At 54.5% G+C, this 18,191-nt stretch carries 23 protein-coding genes; 8 read left to right on the top strand and 15 right to left on the bottom strand.

What is annotated here, in order from left to right; all coding sequences use genetic code 11:
- The first annotated feature begins 18 nt into the window (after positions 1-18).
- Both CBW65_RS02755 and CBW65_RS02760 read left to right on the top strand, forming a co-directional pair.
- The gene (locus CBW65_RS02755) at positions 19-1,785 is read left to right on the top strand and encodes a GAF domain-containing sensor histidine kinase (protein ID WP_198299735.1); all 1,767 of its coding nucleotides are present in this window, start codon (positions 19-21) and stop codon (positions 1,783-1,785) included.
- Positions 1,757-2,392, top strand: coding sequence for a response regulator (locus tag CBW65_RS02760; RefSeq protein WP_087455485.1), 636 nt, complete (start codon positions 1,757-1,759; stop codon positions 2,390-2,392). Before CBW65_RS02755 ends, CBW65_RS02760 begins: the two co-directional genes overlap by 29 nt.
- Positions 2,393-2,614: 222 nt before the next feature.
- Here CBW65_RS02760 and CBW65_RS02765 read toward each other — a convergent pair whose 3' ends face one another.
- Together CBW65_RS02765 and CBW65_RS02770 are read right to left on the bottom strand one after the other, a co-directional pair.
- Positions 2,615-3,448 (bottom strand): hypothetical protein, encoded by an 834-nt coding sequence (locus tag CBW65_RS02765; RefSeq protein WP_087455486.1) that lies wholly within the window; start codon positions 3,446-3,448, stop codon positions 2,615-2,617.
- Entirely contained in the window at positions 3,445-3,858 is a 414-nt protein-coding gene (locus CBW65_RS02770; protein WP_087455487.1) for a VOC family protein, read from the bottom strand. The genes CBW65_RS02765 and CBW65_RS02770 overlap by 4 nt, the downstream gene beginning before the upstream one ends.
- Before the next feature lie 66 nt (positions 3,859-3,924).
- Here CBW65_RS02770 and CBW65_RS24035 point away from each other — a divergent pair, with 66 nt between their 5' ends.
- From CBW65_RS24035 to CBW65_RS02780, 3 genes are all read left to right on the top strand, one after another.
- A complete protein-coding gene (locus CBW65_RS24035) occupies positions 3,925-4,062 on the top strand; it encodes a hypothetical protein (RefSeq protein WP_157721736.1) in 138 nt (45 codons plus the stop codon).
- A 175-nt stretch (positions 4,063-4,237) separates the two neighbouring features.
- The gene (locus CBW65_RS02775; protein ID WP_087455488.1) at positions 4,238-4,549 is read left to right on the top strand and encodes a hypothetical protein; all 312 of its coding nucleotides are present in this window, start codon (positions 4,238-4,240) and stop codon (positions 4,547-4,549) included.
- The gene (locus CBW65_RS02780) at positions 4,539-5,636 is read left to right on the top strand and encodes a two-component system sensor histidine kinase NtrB (RefSeq protein WP_157721737.1); all 1,098 of its coding nucleotides are present in this window, start codon (positions 4,539-4,541) and stop codon (positions 5,634-5,636) included. The genes CBW65_RS02775 and CBW65_RS02780 overlap by 11 nt, the downstream gene beginning before the upstream one ends.
- Here the strand turns inward: CBW65_RS02780 and CBW65_RS02785 are convergent.
- From CBW65_RS02785 to CBW65_RS02830, 10 genes are all read right to left on the bottom strand, one after another.
- Positions 5,619-6,569 (bottom strand): DMT family transporter, encoded by a 951-nt coding sequence (locus CBW65_RS02785; protein ID WP_087459094.1) that lies wholly within the window; start codon positions 6,567-6,569, stop codon positions 5,619-5,621. The two genes, CBW65_RS02780 and CBW65_RS02785, sit on opposite strands and share 18 nt — an antisense overlap.
- A gap of 12 nt (positions 6,570-6,581) precedes the next feature.
- Positions 6,582-7,133 (bottom strand): DICT sensory domain-containing protein, encoded by a 552-nt coding sequence (locus CBW65_RS02790; protein ID WP_087455490.1) that lies wholly within the window; start codon positions 7,131-7,133, stop codon positions 6,582-6,584.
- Between the two features lie 48 nt (positions 7,134-7,181).
- Positions 7,182-8,159 carry a methyl-accepting chemotaxis protein gene (locus tag CBW65_RS02795; RefSeq protein ID WP_157721738.1) on the bottom strand — a complete coding sequence of 326 codons (978 nt, stop codon included), beginning with the start codon at positions 8,157-8,159 and terminating at the stop codon, positions 7,182-7,184.
- 148 nt (positions 8,160-8,307) lie between these two features.
- Positions 8,308-8,748 (bottom strand): GNAT family N-acetyltransferase, encoded by a 441-nt coding sequence (locus CBW65_RS02800; protein WP_087455492.1) that lies wholly within the window; start codon positions 8,746-8,748, stop codon positions 8,308-8,310.
- Positions 8,749-9,252 carry a GNAT family N-acetyltransferase gene (locus tag CBW65_RS02805; RefSeq protein WP_157721739.1) on the bottom strand — a complete coding sequence of 168 codons (504 nt, stop codon included), beginning with the start codon at positions 9,250-9,252 and terminating at the stop codon, positions 8,749-8,751. It abuts the gene before it with no gap.
- 58 nt (positions 9,253-9,310) lie between these two features.
- Positions 9,311-10,216, bottom strand: coding sequence for a copper amine oxidase N-terminal domain-containing protein (locus tag CBW65_RS02810; RefSeq protein WP_087455494.1), 906 nt, complete (start codon positions 10,214-10,216; stop codon positions 9,311-9,313).
- Between the two features lie 93 nt (positions 10,217-10,309).
- Positions 10,310-11,149 carry a DUF72 domain-containing protein gene (locus CBW65_RS02815; RefSeq protein ID WP_087455495.1) on the bottom strand — a complete coding sequence of 280 codons (840 nt, stop codon included), beginning with the start codon at positions 11,147-11,149 and terminating at the stop codon, positions 10,310-10,312.
- 69 nt (positions 11,150-11,218) lie between these two features.
- Positions 11,219-11,779 carry a GNAT family N-acetyltransferase gene (locus tag CBW65_RS02820; protein ID WP_087455496.1) on the bottom strand — a complete coding sequence of 187 codons (561 nt, stop codon included), beginning with the start codon at positions 11,777-11,779 and terminating at the stop codon, positions 11,219-11,221.
- Between the two features lie 350 nt (positions 11,780-12,129).
- Entirely contained in the window at positions 12,130-13,308 is a 1,179-nt protein-coding gene (locus tag CBW65_RS02825) for a S1C family serine protease (RefSeq protein WP_087455497.1), read from the bottom strand.
- Between the two features lie 16 nt (positions 13,309-13,324).
- Complete coding sequence (locus tag CBW65_RS02830; protein ID WP_157721740.1) at positions 13,325-14,497, bottom strand: FxLYD domain-containing protein; 1,173 nt, start codon at positions 14,495-14,497, stop codon at positions 13,325-13,327.
- 176 nt (positions 14,498-14,673) lie between these two features.
- Between CBW65_RS02830 and CBW65_RS02835 the strand changes: the two genes are divergently transcribed.
- Together CBW65_RS02835 and CBW65_RS02840 are read left to right on the top strand one after the other, a co-directional pair.
- The gene (locus CBW65_RS02835; protein ID WP_087459095.1) at positions 14,674-15,099 is read left to right on the top strand and encodes a VOC family protein; all 426 of its coding nucleotides are present in this window, start codon (positions 14,674-14,676) and stop codon (positions 15,097-15,099) included.
- Positions 15,099-15,560 (top strand): SRPBCC family protein, encoded by a 462-nt coding sequence (locus tag CBW65_RS02840; protein WP_087455499.1) that lies wholly within the window; start codon positions 15,099-15,101, stop codon positions 15,558-15,560. Before CBW65_RS02835 ends, CBW65_RS02840 begins: the two co-directional genes overlap by 1 nt.
- A gap of 50 nt (positions 15,561-15,610) precedes the next feature.
- On the opposite strand, the gene CBW65_RS02845 is transcribed toward CBW65_RS02840, so the two are convergent.
- Complete coding sequence (locus tag CBW65_RS02845) at positions 15,611-16,069, bottom strand: VOC family protein (RefSeq protein WP_087455500.1); 459 nt, start codon at positions 16,067-16,069, stop codon at positions 15,611-15,613.
- Between the two features lie 151 nt (positions 16,070-16,220).
- On the opposite strand from CBW65_RS02845, the gene CBW65_RS02850 reads away from it, so the two are divergent.
- Positions 16,221-16,592, top strand: coding sequence for an iron chaperone (locus tag CBW65_RS02850; protein ID WP_087455501.1), 372 nt, complete (start codon positions 16,221-16,223; stop codon positions 16,590-16,592).
- A gap of 90 nt (positions 16,593-16,682) precedes the next feature.
- On the opposite strand, the gene CBW65_RS02855 is transcribed toward CBW65_RS02850, so the two are convergent.
- A complete protein-coding gene (locus tag CBW65_RS02855) occupies positions 16,683-17,243 on the bottom strand; it encodes a beta-class carbonic anhydrase (protein ID WP_087455502.1) in 561 nt (186 codons plus the stop codon).
- A gap of 44 nt (positions 17,244-17,287) precedes the next feature.
- Positions 17,288-18,088 (bottom strand): sporulation protein, encoded by an 801-nt coding sequence (locus tag CBW65_RS02860; RefSeq protein ID WP_087455503.1) that lies wholly within the window; start codon positions 18,086-18,088, stop codon positions 17,288-17,290.
- Between the last annotated feature and the right edge of the window lie 103 nt (positions 18,089-18,191).

The following is an 18,191-nucleotide window of genomic DNA, read 5'->3' on the forward strand; positions in this document are numbered from 1 at the left end:
TTTCTAGGCTTTGTCGGGATGTTGTACGCCTGGGAAAGGGCCGAGTTTTTGCGGCTGGACTATTTAATCGTATTGACGCTGTTTCTGGTCGTCATTGAAGCGTTTCCGTTCCGCATCAAACGGCTGAACACCACGTTTCCATTTCCGCTGCTCTACGCGATGGTCTTGAATACCGGCTTCGAGGCAACCGCCTTGTATTCCGCCGCCATCCTGCTCATCGTGCACACGATAAAAGGCCGGCCGTGGAAAGCGCGGCTGACCGCAATGTTTGGCCGCATCACCACGGTGCTTGGCGCGGGGATGACGGTCAATCTGCTCTGGCCCTTGCTGCCGGGCGAGCCGACCGAACTGCTTTTTGAAGAGGTGCGGATGGTCGCGATGCTGCTGATCTTCACGTTCCTGTCCGCGTCGATCTTCGTGTGGAACACCAACTTTCGCGCCCTGTACAAGCCGTTTCGCACGCTGATCTTGAAACTGATCCTGCTCGATGTGACGGTCAGTTTTATCTATGCCGGGCTGATGATGTATCTCGCCATCACGTCGCCTGTCACCAACCTCGGGACGCTGGGCTTCGTGTTTTTCTTCCTGCCGCTGGCCTCGGCTTGTTTCCTGCTCTATCTGTTCAACAACCTCAACCGCGCCAAGCAGGGCCTCGTCACCTTGTTTGAAGTCTCGCAGACGATCTCCCAGCAGCACAGCCTGCCCACCGTGCTCGATCAGGTGATCGAGCGGGCCACCTCGATGGTCGGCGGTCACTGCGGCGTGCTGTATCTAATGGAAGACGGAGAACTGCGGCGCAAAGTCTGCACCTGCTCCAGCGACCTGAACGCCCAAAAGCTGCCCGAAGGCATCTCGATCGCCTGGGCGGTCGCCTTGAGCGGCAAGGCGGAACTGGTGCATGACGTCGAGCGCGACACGCGCTTCTGGCCAGGCGAAACGCTGTACGGCACCCGCACCCTGCTCATCGTGCCGATCATCATCGACGACAAGGTGGCCGGCGTGATCTCGCTGGGGCGCAATGAGCCGCATTCGTTTATGCTCGGCGAACTGCAGCTGATGGAGATCTTCGCGGCACATGCTGCCGTCGCGATGAAAAACGCCCAGTACATGGTGGAGCGGGAGAAGCGCCTGCTCGTCGAAGAGCGCAACCGTCTGGCTCGCGAGATCCACGACGGGATCGCCCAAGACCTCGCCTCGGCCGTCTTCCAACTGGAGATGCTGCGGCGCAACTCCCCCGATGAAGATGCCAACCAGCAAGTCCAGAAGCTGCAAGGGATGCTGCGCCAGACGGCGACGACCTTGCGCAACTCGATCTTCTCGCTGCGCCCCGCGCCTTACACGCACGCCGGGCTGTGGCTGGCGATGCGCGCCTATCTGGACGAGATGGAAAAAGAGCACGGGCTGCCGTTTCAATTTGAAGCGCCGGAGCAGACGCTGCAGTTGGCGCCCGATGTGATGAGCGTTGTCTATCAAGTGTTTGCGGAAAGTGTGCAAAACGTGATCAAGCACGCGGATGCCACCCGCCTGTATATAAAACTTCTCCTCGATGATGAATGTCTGAAGCTGACTGTGCAAGATAATGGAAAAGGATTCCATTTCGGACGCGCGATGCTCGAAGCGGTCAACCGGCACTCATTTGGCATCGAGAACCTGCATCTGCTCGCCGACCAGGTTGGCGGGACGCTGGAATATCACACTGCGCCGGACAAAGGGACGGAGATCGTGCTTGAGATCCCGCTGAAGGAGGATGGTACGGATGACGGTACGCGTGGTGCTTTGCGATGACCATACGATTTTGCGCGATGGTCTGCGCAATTTGCTCAACTCAGAAGACGACTTAGAAGTGGTCGGAGAAGCTGCCGACGGCAAACAGGCGATCGAACTGGTCGAAAGCCTGCAGCCGGACGTGGTGATCATGGACATCAACATGCCGGGTCTTGGCGGCGTGGAAGCGGTAGAGCGCCTGATTGCCAAGTATCCCTCGCTGCGCATCCTGATCCTGACGATGTTCAATCAGGATGAATATCTGTTTCGCACGATGCAGGCCGGCGCCTGCGGGTATTTGCTCAAAGACTCGCCCGTCACCGAAGTGATCGACGCGATCCGCACGGTGATGCAAGGCGGCTCGGTGCTGCACCCCGACCTGACGCACAAACTGCTCGCCTCCTACCGCGAGAAGGAGAAGCCGGACGGAGAAAAACTCTCCCCGCGCGAGCACGAGGTGCTGACCACGCTGGTCAAAGGGCTGTCCAACAAAGAGATCGCCGAGCACTTGTTCATCTCCGAGACCACCGTCAAACTGCACATCTCGAACATCTATCGCAAACTTGGCGTGAAAAGCCGCTCGCAGGCGATCATGCACGCGGTGAAGGAAAAGCTGGTCGTGATCTAAATCAAAACGAAAAAACCGCCTCCCAGATGGGAAGCGGTTTTTTTCTCGGGTTTTGCCGTCACCTTCGGCTGCGCAGTTGCCCGCCGCACAACAGGGCGGGCGCCTCCAGGACGGCGATTCGCGCGGACTGTGTCCTGTCTTTATCCTACTGCAGTAATGAGGTGAAAGGTAGTAGCCAAAGGTATAGAAAAGATACTACTTGCGGCTAGTTGACATGGACGGTCAATATATGCCCTCCCCCACAATGCCCAGCACCCAGCCTTCAAGCTGCGCCCGCATCCGCTCCGCCTGGGTCAACTGCGGCTGGAAAAAGCGCTCCAGCGTGCCGTCCCCATCCCGCTGTTGCAGCCAGTCGGTGCAGGCTTTCGCATCTTCCTCATCGCTGCGCACACCGCGATTGAACAAGGTCGGGTACACTTCGACCAGCACATGCCCCTCGGTCGGCAGTTCCCAGCCGTCAAACGGCCAGGCGAACAGCGGGATGCCCCGCTCCCGGCAAAAGCGGCGCAGCCGCGCCAGATAGGCGATGCCATAGATCGCCTGCAGCCCGACCGAACCGGCCCCGCCGATCTGATAGATCGGCTTCATCTTGCGGCACCGCTCTTCGACCAGACGCCGCTCGCTCATCCCAAGTTCGGCATAGGGAAATGGCGGCCGTTTGCCTTGCAGCTTGAAGTTTGGCCCCCAGAACGGCCCGCCTGTTTCGATGCCGTACCGCTCCCGAAACAGCTCGTTCATCCGCGCCGCCCAGCCCCGCCCGTCCGCTTCCGCTCCGTCGAGCAGGGAGGTCACCTCCTCCCAACGAGTCGGAGACGACCTCGTCACCTTTTCAAAAAAGCCCTGTGGAAAACTATAGGAATGATCAAAGCCCAGCACCACGCGCTCCCCCGCTGCTGTCACCTGCTCCAGCAGTCTGCAGACGCGCTGATACAGCTCTTCGCGGGTAAAATGCTCCGGCTCCGCTCCCCATACTGAGAGCACGATATGCTTTTTCTGCAGGCGGAGCGACGAACTGCCGCTGTAATCGGCAAAGGCGTAACGGTCGAAAGCTCTCATGAGTTCGACCGCTCCATCTCAGCGATCACCTGCATGCGCTTCGCCAGATTGGAAGTATGGAACTCCCATTCGATCCCGTCCGGGTCGAGGAAGTTGACCGATTTGCCGACCCCGCGCGTGATCGGCCCGCGCACGATCTCCACGTGATGGTCGCGCAAGTGCTGCACGGCCGCTTCAAAATCAGCATCGTCCACCGTCAGCGCCAGATGCAGCTGCTCTAAGCGCGGCGGGCGCGGCTGCCCGATCTCAGCTCCGGAGAGGCAGATCCACGTCGAACCGCTCTCCAAATAGGCGTAATGGCCCCCGTCATGCACGACATTCATCCGCAAAATCCCGGTGTAAAAAGCCAGTGAGCGTGCGTAATCTTCCACAAAGAGGGTGAGATGGTTTAGTCCTTTTGTTTTAAACATCGTCTCGCCTCCAGCTTAATATGATAAGATAATAGGTAATTCTAAACAATCCGGGAGAATATCACAATGCGCTCCAATCTGCCCCAGCTCGACCTCATCAACGAAATGATCGTCCACCAAATCACCAAAAACATGGCTGAACAACATCCTCACGTCACGGGGGATGCAGACTTCCCTGATCATCGATTCCTTCAGCCGTATTGATAAAGCTATAGACTCTCAGTATACCGAAAAAGTGGAAGCTGCCTACCGCTCGCTGCTGAGCCAGGCGATTCAAACTTTGCAAACTTTACAGGACTAGAGGTGAGCCGATTTGAGCCATGACGCACAAACAATGGCCCGTTTGTTCTTAGACGGAGACCCCCAAGGAGCTTGGGCGTTGATCGAGCAGCATGCACAAGCAGGCCGCGACAGCGTCGGTGAGTGTACGAACCAACCGGCCATAAAACACAACAAAAAAGCGATGTTCCTCTGCGTGGAAGATGAGCTCCACGACATTGGACAACGCATCGTCGGCTGTCTGTTTGAAGAATTGGGTTGGGACGTCGGCGGCCGACTTGTCTCCAAATTCGATCTGGCACCTTACTGCGGCGAGCAGACCGTGCTGCTTGGCGATCTGCCTCACATCCACACCTGGCTGACGGAACAGCATCTTGCAGAGCATAGCGGAGTGAGTTCACGTGGTCGATAGTGCACATATGCCCGTCCCCTTTTTCCTGATCGCCAAGGACCTCACCATTCTCGCCAGCTCGCCGGAAGCCCAAGCGATTTTTCCAAACGCGCCTTCGTTTCTGGAACTGATCGATGCCGAAAGTTACAACAAAGCGCTGCGCTTCCTCCACCCCTCCGCAGGCAAAATCAAGCTGGAACTGCCTCTGCACACCCGCACCGGCTCGCTGCCCGAGCCGTTCGATCTGCATGTGGCCTGGAATGAACAGAGCCAAGGCCATATCGTCTGTCTGGCAAAGGACCCGCGCATCAATCAGTTGATGGGGATGATGATCAATTTGCGCAAGCGTCTGGCCGAGACCGATTTTTCGTTGCTGGCGAAAAAAGAGGAGCTGGAGAACACGCTGATTCGCATGGAAGAATCGGTTGTGGAAAACGACAAGCTCGCCGTGCTGGGCAAAATGGCCGCGGGGATCGCACATGAGATCCGCAATCCCCTGACGATCATCCGCGGCTTCGTGCAGCTCTTGCATCCGCATCTGGTCGAGCTCGGCAAAGCGGACTACACCGAAGTGGTCCTGACCGAAATCGACCGCGCCAACCAGATCATCGCCGAGTTCCTCGACTCTTCGCGCCCGTCCGAGCCGATGCGCCATGACGTGACGCTGAAAAGCCTGCTCGAAGACGTGCATCTGCTCTGCCAGAGCGAAGCGCTGCTCAAAGGCTGTGAGCTGGAACTGGTCACGCCGGACGTCGACAGGCTGATCTCCGCCGACCCCAAGCAGCTCAAGCAAGTGTTCCTGAACATCATCAAAAACGCCATGGAAGCGATTGCCGAGAGCCGGAATACCGGTAAAGGCGTGATCGCGATTCGACTTGCCTATGAGGACAATCTAGCTGTGATCGAGATACGCGACAACGGCAAAGGCATGAGCGAACAGACGCTGCGCAAGCTGTTCGACCCGTTTTTCACGACGAAAGCAACAGGAACCGGACTGGGGCTTGCCGTCTGCAAACGCATCATCATCAACCACAGCGGCACGTTGGACGCAGAGAGCACCGAAGGGGTCGGGACCCTGTTTCGCATCGCGTTACCGACGCATGCTTAACCGGAACACCACCCACCAGATCAAGGCAAACCCGACCGCTTGCGTCACGGTGATCCCTTTGTCGAGGAAGACCCAGTTCAGCAGCACGCCCATCGCCGGAAAGGACAGCTCAGCCAGCGTCGCAGCAGAAGCCGGAGTTGTCGACAGCCCGCGATAGTAGAGCAAGAGGCTGAGCAGGCCCGGCAGCAAAGCGAGCAGCAGGAACACGCTCAGATACTCCGGGTGCAGCGCCCCGCTCCACATGTTCGAGAAACTGCTGCCCGACATGGCAGCCATGCCAAACAACAGCGGCACAGCGAACAGAAAGCGCGCCCCGGTCAGCGTTTCGAAACTCATCTTGGCGCGGGTCAGCAGGTAGCGCCCCATCACCGTCGAACCGCCCCACAAAATAGCAGCCCCAATCGACAAAAGCGACCCGGTCACCTGACCGCCCGAGACGCCGAGAAACGGAGCCTGCAGGCCAAACGTCAGCAGGTAGGTGCCGCCCAGCGCGACCAGCAGGTGCAGGCCAAAGCCTTTGGGCAGATGCTCCTGCAACAGCCATCTGGCAGCGAGCAGAACAAACAAGGGCTGCAATTTCTGCAGGAGCAGCACGACGCTGGGATGCCCGTACTGAAAGCCCATCGTAAACAGGACGGTAGCCAGTCCCGAGCCGCCCCACGAGATGAAGAGGATCGCGCCGAGGTGGCGCAGGGACAAGCCTTGGAACTGACGGCGGCCGATCCAGACGGCAGGCACGGCGAACACGAGCAGGAGCAGATGCTCCAGCAGCACGATCTCCGTCGACGTAAACGCGCCCATCAGCGGTACGCGCAACAGCGAATCCATGCCCCACAGCGCTGCGCCAAGCGCGACCAGCCAGACGCCTCCCTGCCGGAAGAGGACGGGCGGAGCGGTTGGTTTCAGCGCCGGGGAAAAGGTGCGGTTTGGCATCGTCATCCGCCCTTACACCGTCAGCCGGCTTTGGGCCAGCTCTTCGAGCAGTGCGGCCGCACGGTCGACGACGGCGGGGTGGATGCTTTTGACGCCTTTGAAATTGCGCTCTTCTTCCACTTCCAATTTGCCGAACCCGTCCATGTCATAGGCAACCATCATCTGCTTCATCGTCGGCGCCTGCACGACGAGGAACCATTCGCGGGTCAGCTTGTGACGCGGCGGCAGCGAGATGTACTCGACGCCGTCATGTTTAGGCATCGCTTTGTCATTTTCCCCGAAGATCGTGACCCCTTCACAGAACTCCGCCATTTGGAAAAAGCGCTCCAGCACCGGATCGACGGCCCGGGACAATTTTTGAAACCCGGCATAGATGCGGGCGCGCGGCTTTTTCGTCAGCACCATGTTCTCCATGATCAGGCACATGTACTCCAACTGCGGCACCCGCGTTTCATATTTCAGCGACGGCACGTCCAGCGCCGCACGCGACAACATTCCGCTCAACTTCTCCGTATTGCCCTCTACCGATTGGAACAGCTCTTCGAACAGCGACAACTCTTTCATTCGATCTCCCCCATTGCTCGTTTCTATGTTATATGAACCCTTTTGCGATCAAAATGCCTGAAACGGACGAACCCATTGCGCGTTTTTCGGGTCGATCCCGACTTCGGTCAAACGCTGCTCCAATGTTTCGGACACATCGCGCAGCACGTCGAGCGAGCTCTCCAACTCCATGATCGACATCAGCTGCATCTCCGATGTATAGCGGCTGTTCTGGACTTGCCCTTCGATCCCCTGTGACAAGTCTCTCAGCTTTTGCACACTGGCCAGCAGGCGGTCGTACTCCTGTTCCACTTCATCGGCCGACTTGTGGATCTGACGGTCTTCCGCCATCAAGTCGCGGGCGCTGTCGGCGATGCCTTGGATGATCTCGGCGATCACCGCCGAGGACTCGGCGCTTTTCTCAATCTCGCGGCGCTGCTCGGAAAACTGGCGCATCAGCTTCTGCGAACCGTCGAGGATCTGGCCCAGCAAGAGTGCCGTCTGCTTGACGCTCTCCTGCGCCTGCATCGACAGGTCGCGCACCGACTGTGCCACGACGCCAAACGTCCGTCCGGCCTCGCCGGCGTGCGCCGCTTCGATCGTGGCGTTCAGCGAGAGCAGCTGGGTCTGGTTGGCGATGTCTTGGATCGTCGCCGAGAAAGTATGAATGTTCTGCAATTGCTCGCGAAAGGCCAGGACACCACGCTCCGACTCGCGGGCGAGCACGTCGATCTTCTGCATCTCTTCCATCAGCTCTTGGATGCGCTCTGTGCCTTCCTCGATCCGGCGGACGATGCCTTGCGCCTGCTCTTCACGGCGAGTGACGGACGACTGCACCGTGCCGAGCTGCTCGCGAACCACTTGCGACTGCTCGGCTGCGCGGTCGACCTCTTCGACCGCATCTTGCATCTGAACGGAGATCTCCTCCGCCCCTTGGGCGTTGACCTGCGCCTGTGTGGAGATCTCCTCGCCTGCCATCTCGATCGCAGTGACCGCCGTCTCCACGTGGCGCGTGATCTGCGCGACCGCTTCCAAGGTTCCTTGCAAAGGGGATTCTTCTTCAGGTTGGATAGGTTGTATAGGTTTTGTATGCTTACTCCACCAATTAAACATTCCGAGACCTCCTTCCCTTGCTAATTGTATATGTTTTGTACAACTTTTGGCAAGAAAAAAACTTCTCTCTTTTCGAGAGAAGCTATTTTAATTCCATCTGCAAGTTGCGGACTTGGAAGCCTAGCGACTCGTACAGCTTTTGAGCCGGGTTGCCGGCGAATACGTTCAGGCGGATCTCGGTGTGGCCCTGTTCGCGCAGCTCGCTGATTCCGCGCTCCATCATCTGTTTCCCAAGCCCTTTCCCGCGATGCTCCGGCAGCACGTAGAGCTCGTAGAGAAAACCTACCTCTTCCCCGGAAAAAGGGTCTTTGGCCGCGCCGACCGTGATCCAGCCCAGCACCTGCTCCCCCGCTTTAGCGACGAGCGGATAAGCGCCGCGCTCCCAAAGCGGGTCCAAGAGCTCCTGCACCCGCGCTTCATTGCCGACCGCTTGAAAAGTGCCCCGGGTGCCTTCCTGCAGCGACTGGGCTCCATGCTCTATGACAAACTCAAAATCCGCCCCGATGGCGCGTACGATTTCCATTCACGCCTTCCCTTCCGCGGTGAAGCGCTGGATGAAGCCGACGTACCCGTTCGGCTCATCGACCGGCGTTTCCACGTAGTTGCCGTTGGTGTATTCGCCGATCACGCGGCGCCAGAAAGAGATCGCCGATTCGTTTTTGAAGTATTCATAGACAAACCAACGGCCGGGGAACATGTCGAACAATTGGCGGGCAACCGCCTGCCCAAGCCCGTTGCGGCGGTATTTCGCCATGATGAAAAACTCATCGATCCCGGCTTCTCCTTCGTCCCCGTCCTTGCTGACCAGCACGAAGCCGGCCAGTTTGCCTTCGACGCGGACGAAATAGGCGTAACGCCCTTCCGCTTCCGCATCGACGTAGTTCAGCACCGGTTTGAACTCCCAGCGCCCTTGCTCATTGAGGTCGATGTCTTTCAGCGTGGAGAAATGATAGATATAAAACTCCGCGATGTTGAGCAGGGCTTCTTTTTGCTCTGCTTTGACCGTTTCTAAGATAAAATTCAACATGATTGCCCCCTTCTTGTGAAGCTGAAATGAATAGATTGCCGCCAGGATTTCCCCATCGTTACAACGTTCCGTAATACCAGCAGAACGGAGAGTCGCAGCCATAGCCGGTACCATCGTTTGAGGGGTACCGTTTCTGATACATCGCCATCATCAGGTCGGACAGTTCGCCATACGCTTCTGAGAACAGGCTGTTCGTTTCGTTGCTGTCATTCCCGACCGCATATAAGAAGACGTTGATGACCTGGTCATAGCGCTCCAGCAGAAATTGCAAGTCCCGATCATACGCTTCCAGCGCTTTCATATAGTTGTATTCGGCTTCCACTTCCTGAAACTTCGCCAAGAGCTGCTGCCGGATCACGCTTGGCGACGCATATTTGGGCGCGCCAGGCGTCGAACCATACACATGCCAATCGCTGTACATCGCGAACGCCTCGCGCAGATTCAACTCCAGAACCTCATACTTGTTCCAAAAATCGTCCGTCTGCATCAGGTCGCGCATATAGCCGCCTTCGTTGATCTCGTGTGCGCTTTTGATCGTCACCGTGGCAGTAGCTTCGTTCCACGCCACTTGCGCTCCCAGCGCTTCGCCGACAAAGCGCACCGGCACCATCGTTCGCCCTTTGACCAGTTGAGCAGGCACATCCAGCGCGATCGCCTGATCATTGAGAAACGCCCATTTCGAGTTGATCGTCAGCTTCAGATCATCGCTCATCGTATACCCGCGCACAGTGCTCGTCTTCTCATCCCATTCGATGATCATGCCGAGCTTTTCAAAAATCGCCCGCATCGGCACCAGCGTGCGGCCGTTGACCACGACCGGAGCCGGGTCATAGTATTGTTTCACCCCGTCGATCACCACGGAGATCTCTGTTGCTTTCGCTGCCTCCACTGGCGTACCCAGTGACGGCACGGCGATCGTCACCGCCATCATGAGCGACAAAAACGACATAAACAATCGCTTCATTCTCTTCCCTCTCTCACATTTATCGCTGGTAAAATTGTACTAAATTTAGCAAACGATTACCAGAGAGGAAATGTATCGCCTGCCATAAATCTATCACTCAAACAAATTGATCTGCCCCGGCGCTTCCCCGCGATACTCCACGCCAAGCATCCGCATCAGTTCCTTGGCGTTTGGAGCGGCGTCCTTGCCCGAGTTGTTGTTAAAAATCACGCAGATCTCCTTCGTCGACTTCTGCAGTTCCAGCAGACGTTCCTTCCACTCCAGCAGCTCCTCCGTGTTGTACCGATACAGATACCGCACGTCGCGCCACGATTCGTCCTCCTTGCCCTGCCCCGACCATCCGCTCACATTCCGCCCGTGAAAGCGCACCAGCGTCAGGTCAGGATGCGTGGCCTGCAGCACCGTCGGCACCGAGCCGCTGCCAGCCTGCGGTTCATCGCAGATCGAGTGAATCCACCCTTCCCGTTCCATAAACTGCAGCGTCTTGTCACGCATCCCGGGCAGGAACCAGCTCTGGTGCCGAAACTCCAGCGCCACCGGCAGTTCGCCCATTTTTTCCTTCGTATAGCGCAGAGCATCCACATTCCGCCGGTTGCATTCGAACCACGGCGGGTACTGGAACAGCACCATTTTCAGCCGATCCGCTTCGATCACCGGAACCAGCGAGCCTAAAAATGCGTCAAACATCGCAGCAGCATTATCAAACGGGTTGTTCCCGCGCAGATGCCCCGTCATCCCCTGATACGCCTTGATCACAAAACCAAAATCGGGCGGCGTCTCCCGGACCCATTTTTCATAATTGCGCTTCGGCTGTACGGCGTAAAACGAACTCTCCGATTCCACGATCGGAAAATGCACCGAGTACTCGCTCAGCTTCTCCCCGCCGATCACCGCCGCATGATGCTTCCACCCGGACAATCCAAACCGGAACACAACGCACTCTTCCTTTCCTATAGAAATTCACAGCGAAAAGGTTGCCTGCGAACAGGCAACCTTTTGTCGTCAAAACTCCACGCCGCGCACTTTCGCAAACACCATCGTGTCGCGCAAGACGCCTTGCATGTCGAAACGGTCTTTGCGCAGCACTCCTTCGAGCGTGAAGCCGAGGCGCTCGGCGATTTTGATGCTGCGGACGTTCTCCGGATGCGTGCGTATCTCGATGCGATTGGCATCCAGCTTCTTGACGGCAAACTCCGTGATGCCGGCCACCGCTTCGGTCATCAGCCCTTGTCCGGCACGGGAGGCGCGAATCCAGTACCCGATCTCAAACTTGCGCAGTTTCCAGTCCAGCCGATGCAGCCCGCTGCAGCCGACCAGCTCGCCCGTTGCTTTGTCAAACAGGTGCAGGCGCAAGTCCTCCCGGTCGAAAAACTGCTGCCGCGCCTTGCGAATGTTCGCCTGCGTCTCCGCCAAAATCGGCTTCTGCTGCGCCCACGGCATCCACGGTTTCAGATGCTCGTAGCTCTCACAGATCGCATCGAACAGCGGCTGCGCGTCCGCATCCTTCGGCGCGCGAATCAACAGCCGATTGGTCTCAAACTTCTCCGGCACATAGATGTCCACAGTTCCACCTGCTTTCTACGTAACGATCGATACATGCTACAGACTGTTACGACATGCGCCCTTTCAAACCCTGCCCAGCGCTCATTTCTTTGACCAAAATCCATCGGTACTAAGTGGGTAACCGGAAATCATCGATCTCTTGACGATTGAACACAAAGAAGACAGCAGCAAAGGTATATGACATAGGCAGTGCAAGCGATGGTCGACTACATGTTCACGCATACCGAACCGACCAAGACCTTCGCCATCGTCAAGTCCGCATGTCCGAAGGACTCGACTACGATCAATTCAAGATCACCAAAAAAGGATAGAGCGTCAGAGACCTTCTCTGCCTGCTCTATCCTTTTTCTCTAGATTTTCTCTGCACTGCCACTCAACATCTTCAGTTGGTTATTTTCAAATCCGATATGATAAATAACTTGGTACTGACTGAACCTTGTATCGCCGCTTTCCGTTCGCTCTTCTGCTTTGATAATCGCTGTCACCCGCACTTGGTCATCGCCGCTCATCGATGAAGTCATGTCGCTCACTTCCACCCAAGATGTATAGATATAACCATTTCGGAAAGTATCGTAAGCCATGTCTTCCTGCCAGTCACTTCCTAACAACGCATATGCACCAACAAAATCTTGCGAGTTAAGGCTATCGTAAAAATACCCCACAAGATATTGAGCAGTTTCTCGGAAAGTGTTGTCATCACTGATCAGTTCCGATGCTAATGTTTCAGATTCCGAATGAGATACAGTTGCAACTGTCTTCGCAGGATTTTTTGACCAATTTTCTACTAAGGGCAGCACATCTAGGATCGGAATGCTAAAACCAATGCTGCCTTGATTGGTTCCGGCAGAATTGATTCCTACCACCGCCCCGGACTTTTTGTTGACCAGTGGTCCGCCGCTATTGCCTGGGGCGATAGGAGCCGATATCTGGTAAACCCCTTTGTAGGTGTACGGTTCAATCTCGAGATCTCTGTCGATCCCGGAAATGATGCCTGTTGTAACGGTGTTCTCTAAACCCAACGGACTTCCAAATGCGATCACATCGTCACCGATCTCACTTTTTGCCTTTCGTTCAAGTACCATTGGATCTTTCCCCGCCAAGTCTGGCACTCTGACCAAGGCCACATCAATATCTTGACTGATCCCAATGACTTTCCCTTTATAAATCGTGGAGTCAGCCATTTTGACCGTGACATCCTCAGCCCCTTCTACTACGTGAGCGTTGGTGATAATATCGCCTTGGTCATTATAGAGAAACCCTGAACCCAGTGATTCGCCGTAATCCGATTTTACTTGCAGCAGCACAACAAGTTTTTGATTCTCAAAAATTACAGACTTAAGATCCTTATCCTGCGATTGTTGTGTAGTTCCTGATTGGTCAACTTCTCCTAATCGGGACACAGCAACGACTGTCTGCTGACTATAAAAAGCATGCACGTACCATGAGCCGACGCCACCAATTGCCATAATCAAACAACTGAGCAGGATCGCCCACCATTTTCTTGAAGAAGATGTCTGAGAATTATTCATTTCTTCTAAACTCTCCTTACTCAATGTACCAAGTAACATTAGTAATTTTGAATGATTTTCCGTCTTCATTGCCATACACTGTGCTATCGAAGATTCCAATTTCTCCTGGCTCTAAATAAAAAGGGTATACATAGGTGCTGCCTTGATCAATTTCTTGGCCCGATGCGTCATAAACGGAATAGAAAACTTCCACCATTGAGATCATCCGTGTCGCAATGTTTTTGACTTCACCCGTAATCGAATAGCCGCCCCACTCAGATAAAGAACCGTTGGAACTCAAGACTTCTACTGCATTGGTTCGGTTTTTCTCATCTTCTTTCGCCGCAGCAAGCATCGCTTGTTCAAGTCGTGATTGCTGTTGCTGCTCAAATTCCTCTTGCTGTTTGGTAACGTCTTTTTTGTATGCGAGCAGTTTGCTGTTCGTTGCATCGTAGGATAAAGCCTGATCAACTGTCGAGAGTGCGGAAGAGAATTGTTTGTCTTTTAAATAATCACTCGCTTTAGCGAGTGCGACTTCCACAAGTTTTGTTTGAACTTCTACCGTGGCTTCTTTAGCTGAGGGATCATCAATAGATTGAAGTTTGGAGAGCAGCGGAGCAACTTCTTCAATCGTTTTTTTGTTTGCCATCTCGTGTTTGACTTGCGCAATGGTCACCGTATTTTTTTGGTGAGTTACTCTTTTCTGGATCACCTCACCCAATGGTGCATGTAAGGCTCCGGCGTCCTTAGTGGCCTGCTCAATCAACGATTGTGCTTTCCCATACTGCTTTTGTTTCAATTGCTCATTTGCTGCTTCTAATTGATCAACAATCTTCTGGCCTTGCTTCGCCCATTCTAGATCTGCATGGAGTGTCCTATGCTCGGAACGCAATGACAATCCTTTTTCAAAGACAGGAATTGCCTCGTGAAACTTCCCCTCCATCGCAAGCGCTTCGCCCTGTTTAAGATATGCTGTAACAGATGCGTCCACCTTTTTCTCATAAATAAAAGTGCCGCCTACAGCAAGAACTGCTACCAATGTCGCCGTTACTGGCATCCACCATAATTTACGTTGTTTTTGTACGTTGGCAGTTGCAGGTTTTGTTTCAACAAGCGGCGGTTTTACATTTGATTTGCTAACTTCTTGACCGCAATGGGGGCAAAATCGTCCACTTTCTGCAATTTCGCCACCACAATGATTACAAAACACGTTCAGACTCCCTCCAATTTTTACACTGATGTTTACAAATGTTCTTTCATCATCCAATTCTATCTTTTTTGGGTAATTAATACAAACTTTATAGGCAGTTGGCTCTGTTCGACTTTTACTCTGGCAAATTTCGGGTATAATGGAAAAGTGAAATTTTAATAGAGGAGATGTTTGAACTGGCTACGAAATTGATTCCGTACCTCGTGCTCGACGGTACTGCGAAGGAAGCAATCGAATATTACCAAAAGGCACTGGATGCAGAACTGCTCTTCTCCCAGGCGTTTGGCGACTCGCCGGAAGATCCGGAGCACCCGACGCCGGCTGAAATGAAAGACCGCATCATGCATGCGACGATCAAAGTCGGCGAGTCGGAAATTATGTTCTCCGACACCTTCCCGGGCCAGCCGCACGCGATCGGCTCGCAAGTGACGATCTGCCTGACCACCGACAGCAAAGAAACCGCAGAACGTTTCTTTAACGCGCTGGCAGACGGCGGCCAAGTTAGCATGCCGCTGCAAGAGACTTTCTTCAGCCCGCTCTACGGCATCGTAACCGACAAGTTCGGCATCCCGTTCCAGATCTACACCGAGGGCCAGCACTAATGTCGGACCACCCCCGCCACACGCGTGGCGAGGATGTGCAGGTGCGCGTGACGCGTCGTTTTGCTGTGTCGCCCGAGCAGATTTTTGACGCGTGGCTGACTCCCGATCTTATCGGCAACTGGATGTTTGGCCCGGCGCTGCGAGAGGAAGAAGTGCTGCGCATCGAAACGGACGCCCGCGTCGGCGGCACGTTTTCCTTCGTGGTGCGCCGGGGCGGTGCGGAGATTGACCACATCGGGCAGTATCTCGAACTCGACCGTCCCCGCCGCCTCGCCTTCACGTGGTCGGTGGCGCCCGACCCGATCGACAGCTCCCGCGTGCGGATCGAGATCCTCCCGCTGGAGTCGGGCTGCGAATTGACGCTGACCCACGAACTGTCACCGGAGTGGGCCGACTACGCGGACCGCACCAAGGAAGCGTGGAGCAAGATGCTCGACGCGCTGGCGTCACAGCTTGGCTGACGAACCCCAAAAAAGTCCCCCTTCGCTTGAAAGAAGGGGGACTTTTTCTTTTACGGGGTCTCGTACGCTTGCTTTAACGCTGCAATGTCGATCTTGTCCATCTGCAACAAAGCATGCATCACGCGTGCCGATTTCTCCGGGTCGGAGCTGTGCATCAGTTCGCCGAGCGCAGTGGGGATGATCTGCCACGACACGCCAAACTGGTCGGTCAGCCAGCCGCACTTCATGACCTCACCGCCTGCGGAAAGCTTCTCCCACAGTTCATCCACTTCTTCCTGCGTTTCGCAGTTCACAAACAAGGAGATCGCCGGCGTGAACGTGTAATGCGGACCGCCATTCAGCGCCATAAAGGTCTGACCTTCCAATTCAAACGTCCCGGAAAAAACCGCTTCGTCGTCACCGAGGCGCTGTAGCGAGGTGATTCTGGAGTTTTTGAAGATCGAGACGTAATAGTTCATCGCCTCTTCCGCGTTGCCGTTAAACCAGAGGTACGGGGAGATTTTTTGCATGTGGGCAGGCTCCTTCGATTCGATTGATATGTTAATTCTACCATAAAATCGCAAAATAGCCCCTTGTCTGCAGCACAAGGTTCCCTAGAAGAAGGAGTTGGTGTATGATCTATGGAAGTTGAAAAAGTTATGAAAGAACGGGGGGAACAGCGTGGAAGTTTTTACAGACTATGTAGCGCAACTTGATAACCCGCAACATCGGGCGCGAACGGAAGAAGTTTTAGCTTGGGTGGCTGCGAAGTTTCCAAATCTAGTGCCAAAAATCGCCTGGAATCAGCCTATGTTCACCGATCATGGCACCTATATTATCGGCTTTAGCGTAGCCAAACAGCATCTGGCGGTTGCCCCGGAAGCGGCTGGGATTCATCATTTTGCTGATCAAATTGTGCAGGCTGGCTATGATCATACCAAGCTGTTGATGCGTATCAAGTGGGAGCGTCCGGTTGATTTCTCATTGCTTGAGAGAATGATCGAGTTTAATATTGCGGATAAGGCAGACTGCTCCACCTTTTGGCGGAAATAAATAGGTACGATTAAAAAGACGATCCAAATGCGGATCGTCTTTTTCTACGCGGGCGGCAAATTTTAAATCATTGCTTGTCGTATGTATCTGTTACTGCTCGTCAGTCACAACAACGTCCAATTTTCCTGTCTCAGGGTCGATGACCATACCATGGACTGGAACATCCTTTGGCATTAGCGGATGCTTTCGAATGAGGTCGACGCTTCCTCTGACGGAATCTTCCACGCTGTCGAATCCGTGCAGCCATTTTTCCAAGTCGATGCCAGACGCTTTGAGCGTATCGATCGTCTCCTCAGAGATACCGCGATCTTTGATTTTTTCCAAAGTTGCGTTTGGGTTGATGCTGCTCATTCCGCAATCGTGATGACCTACCACAACCACCATGTCGGCATTCAGTTCATAAATGGCCACGATGATGCTGCGCATGACGCTGCCAAACGGGTGAGCAACGATCGCACCTGCATCTTTGATAAACTTGGCTTTTCCAGCTTTCAGGTTCATCGCTTGCGGAAGCAGTTGCGTCAAGCGCGTGTCCATACAGGAGACGACTACGACTTTTTTGTCGTCGTATTTGGACGCTTGGAATTGAACGTAATCTTTGTTTTCTACGAACTGCTGATTGAACTCCAGGATTTGTTGAAAACGATTCATTCTACTCCCTCCTATTCACATTCAGTATACCATTGTCCAATCCTTCAACCAATCCCGACCTTATCGCCAACCAAACTGCCGATCGCCCCGCCAAGCCCAGAACGATAACGGGATGCCGGGTACGCTTGCGGATTCTGGGTCATTTCCTGAATGACAGCTTCCAAATGGTGACTCAACGCCCGCGCATCGGACAGTTGCTCGTTGCGAAGGAAGATCTGCTGTCTCAATTCTTTTTCGCCGAAACCAAGAAACTGGAACATATCGACCTCTAACAACAGGCGAATGCCGTCCTGTTCCAGCGCAGCCTCAAATTCCACTTCTTGCACTTTCTCGTTGAACACACCGGTGGGAGAAAACTCAAACTCTTGCGTGGAACCATTGAATTTGCCGGAATCAAGTTTTTCACGGAACCTCAGCATATCCAGTGCCCGAACAATCGAGTTAAAGCGCTCCGGTGGGCAAACGTGCACCGAATCCCGGTCCGAGTCATCGATGCCGTCTGCAATGTCCAATCTGGTTTTAATGTGATAGCTAATCCCGTTTCGAGTAATCGGCAACCTCGCCGAGAGCGGATAATGAAACGGCAGTTCCTTGCTCTCACCCGGGCGAATGATAAAAGACGAAGCGATCGGAATCGTCGCCACAGTATGAGTGTACAACTGGGTACGATAGTAAAACTGTATGATCAGCTCGGCCGAAATATGGTTGATCTGCTGCTCGACTGCACCGCCCTCGATCCGAAAGAACCCTTTTAATTCCTCGCCAAGTTCAACATGCTGCTTGTCTAACACCAAGTCCACTTTCGAAGCGCCAACACCCATTTGAGCCATCAACTTTTTAAGCATTTACATGTACACTCCTTCGAATTGCCGTAACTCTTATTCATGCATACGGATAAGCAGCTATAGCGTTTCAAATGAGCGAAAGTGTGCCGATTAGTGAGGGGTC

The sequence above is a fragment of the Tumebacillus avium genome (genome assembly GCF_002162355.1).
GTDB lineage: Bacteria > Bacillota > Bacilli > Tumebacillales > Tumebacillaceae > Tumebacillus_A > Tumebacillus_A avium.

Bases quoted from the DNA above. Each gene is read 5' to 3' on its own strand.
- CBW65_RS02765 (WP_087455486.1), bottom strand. From the start codon at position 3,448: ATGAGAGCTTTCGACCGTTACGCCTTTGCCGATTACAGCGGCAGTTCG.
- CBW65_RS24035 (WP_157721736.1), top strand. From the start codon at position 3,925: ATGCGCTCCAATCTGCCCCAGCTCGACCTCATCAACGAAATGATCGTC.
- CBW65_RS02800 (WP_087455492.1), bottom strand. From the start codon at position 8,748: ATGGAAATCGTACGCGCCATCGGGGCGGATTTTGAGTTTGTCATAGAG.
- CBW65_RS02840 (WP_087455499.1), top strand. From the start codon at position 15,099: ATGTCGGACCACCCCCGCCACACGCGTGGCGAGGATGTGCAGGTGCGC.
- CBW65_RS02810 (WP_087455494.1), bottom strand. From the start codon at position 10,216: ATGAAGCGATTGTTTATGTCGTTTTTGTCGCTCATGATGGCGGTGACG.
- CBW65_RS02770 (WP_087455487.1), bottom strand. From the start codon at position 3,858: ATGTTTAAAACAAAAGGACTAAACCATCTCACCCTCTTTGTGGAAGAT.
- CBW65_RS02845 (WP_087455500.1), bottom strand. From the start codon at position 16,069: ATGCAAAAAATCTCCCCGTACCTCTGGTTTAACGGCAACGCGGAAGAG.
- CBW65_RS02755 (WP_198299735.1), top strand. From the start codon at position 19: ATGTTGTACGCCTGGGAAAGGGCCGAGTTTTTGCGGCTGGACTATTTA.
- CBW65_RS02785 (WP_087459094.1), bottom strand. From the start codon at position 6,569: ATGCCAAACCGCACCTTTTCCCCGGCGCTGAAACCAACCGCTCCGCCC.
- CBW65_RS02855 (WP_087455502.1), bottom strand. From the start codon at position 17,243: ATGAATCGTTTTCAACAAATCCTGGAGTTCAATCAGCAGTTCGTAGAA.
- CBW65_RS02760 (WP_087455485.1), top strand. From the start codon at position 1,757: ATGACGGTACGCGTGGTGCTTTGCGATGACCATACGATTTTGCGCGAT.
- CBW65_RS02860 (WP_087455503.1), bottom strand. From the start codon at position 18,088: ATGCTTAAAAAGTTGATGGCTCAAATGGGTGTTGGCGCTTCGAAAGTG.
- CBW65_RS02825 (WP_087455497.1), bottom strand. From the start codon at position 13,308: ATGAATAATTCTCAGACATCTTCTTCAAGAAAATGGTGGGCGATCCTG.
- CBW65_RS02805 (WP_157721739.1), bottom strand. From the start codon at position 9,252: ATGTTGAATTTTATCTTAGAAACGGTCAAAGCAGAGCAAAAAGAAGCC.
- CBW65_RS02790 (WP_087455490.1), bottom strand. From the start codon at position 7,133: ATGAAAGAGTTGTCGCTGTTCGAAGAGCTGTTCCAATCGGTAGAGGGC.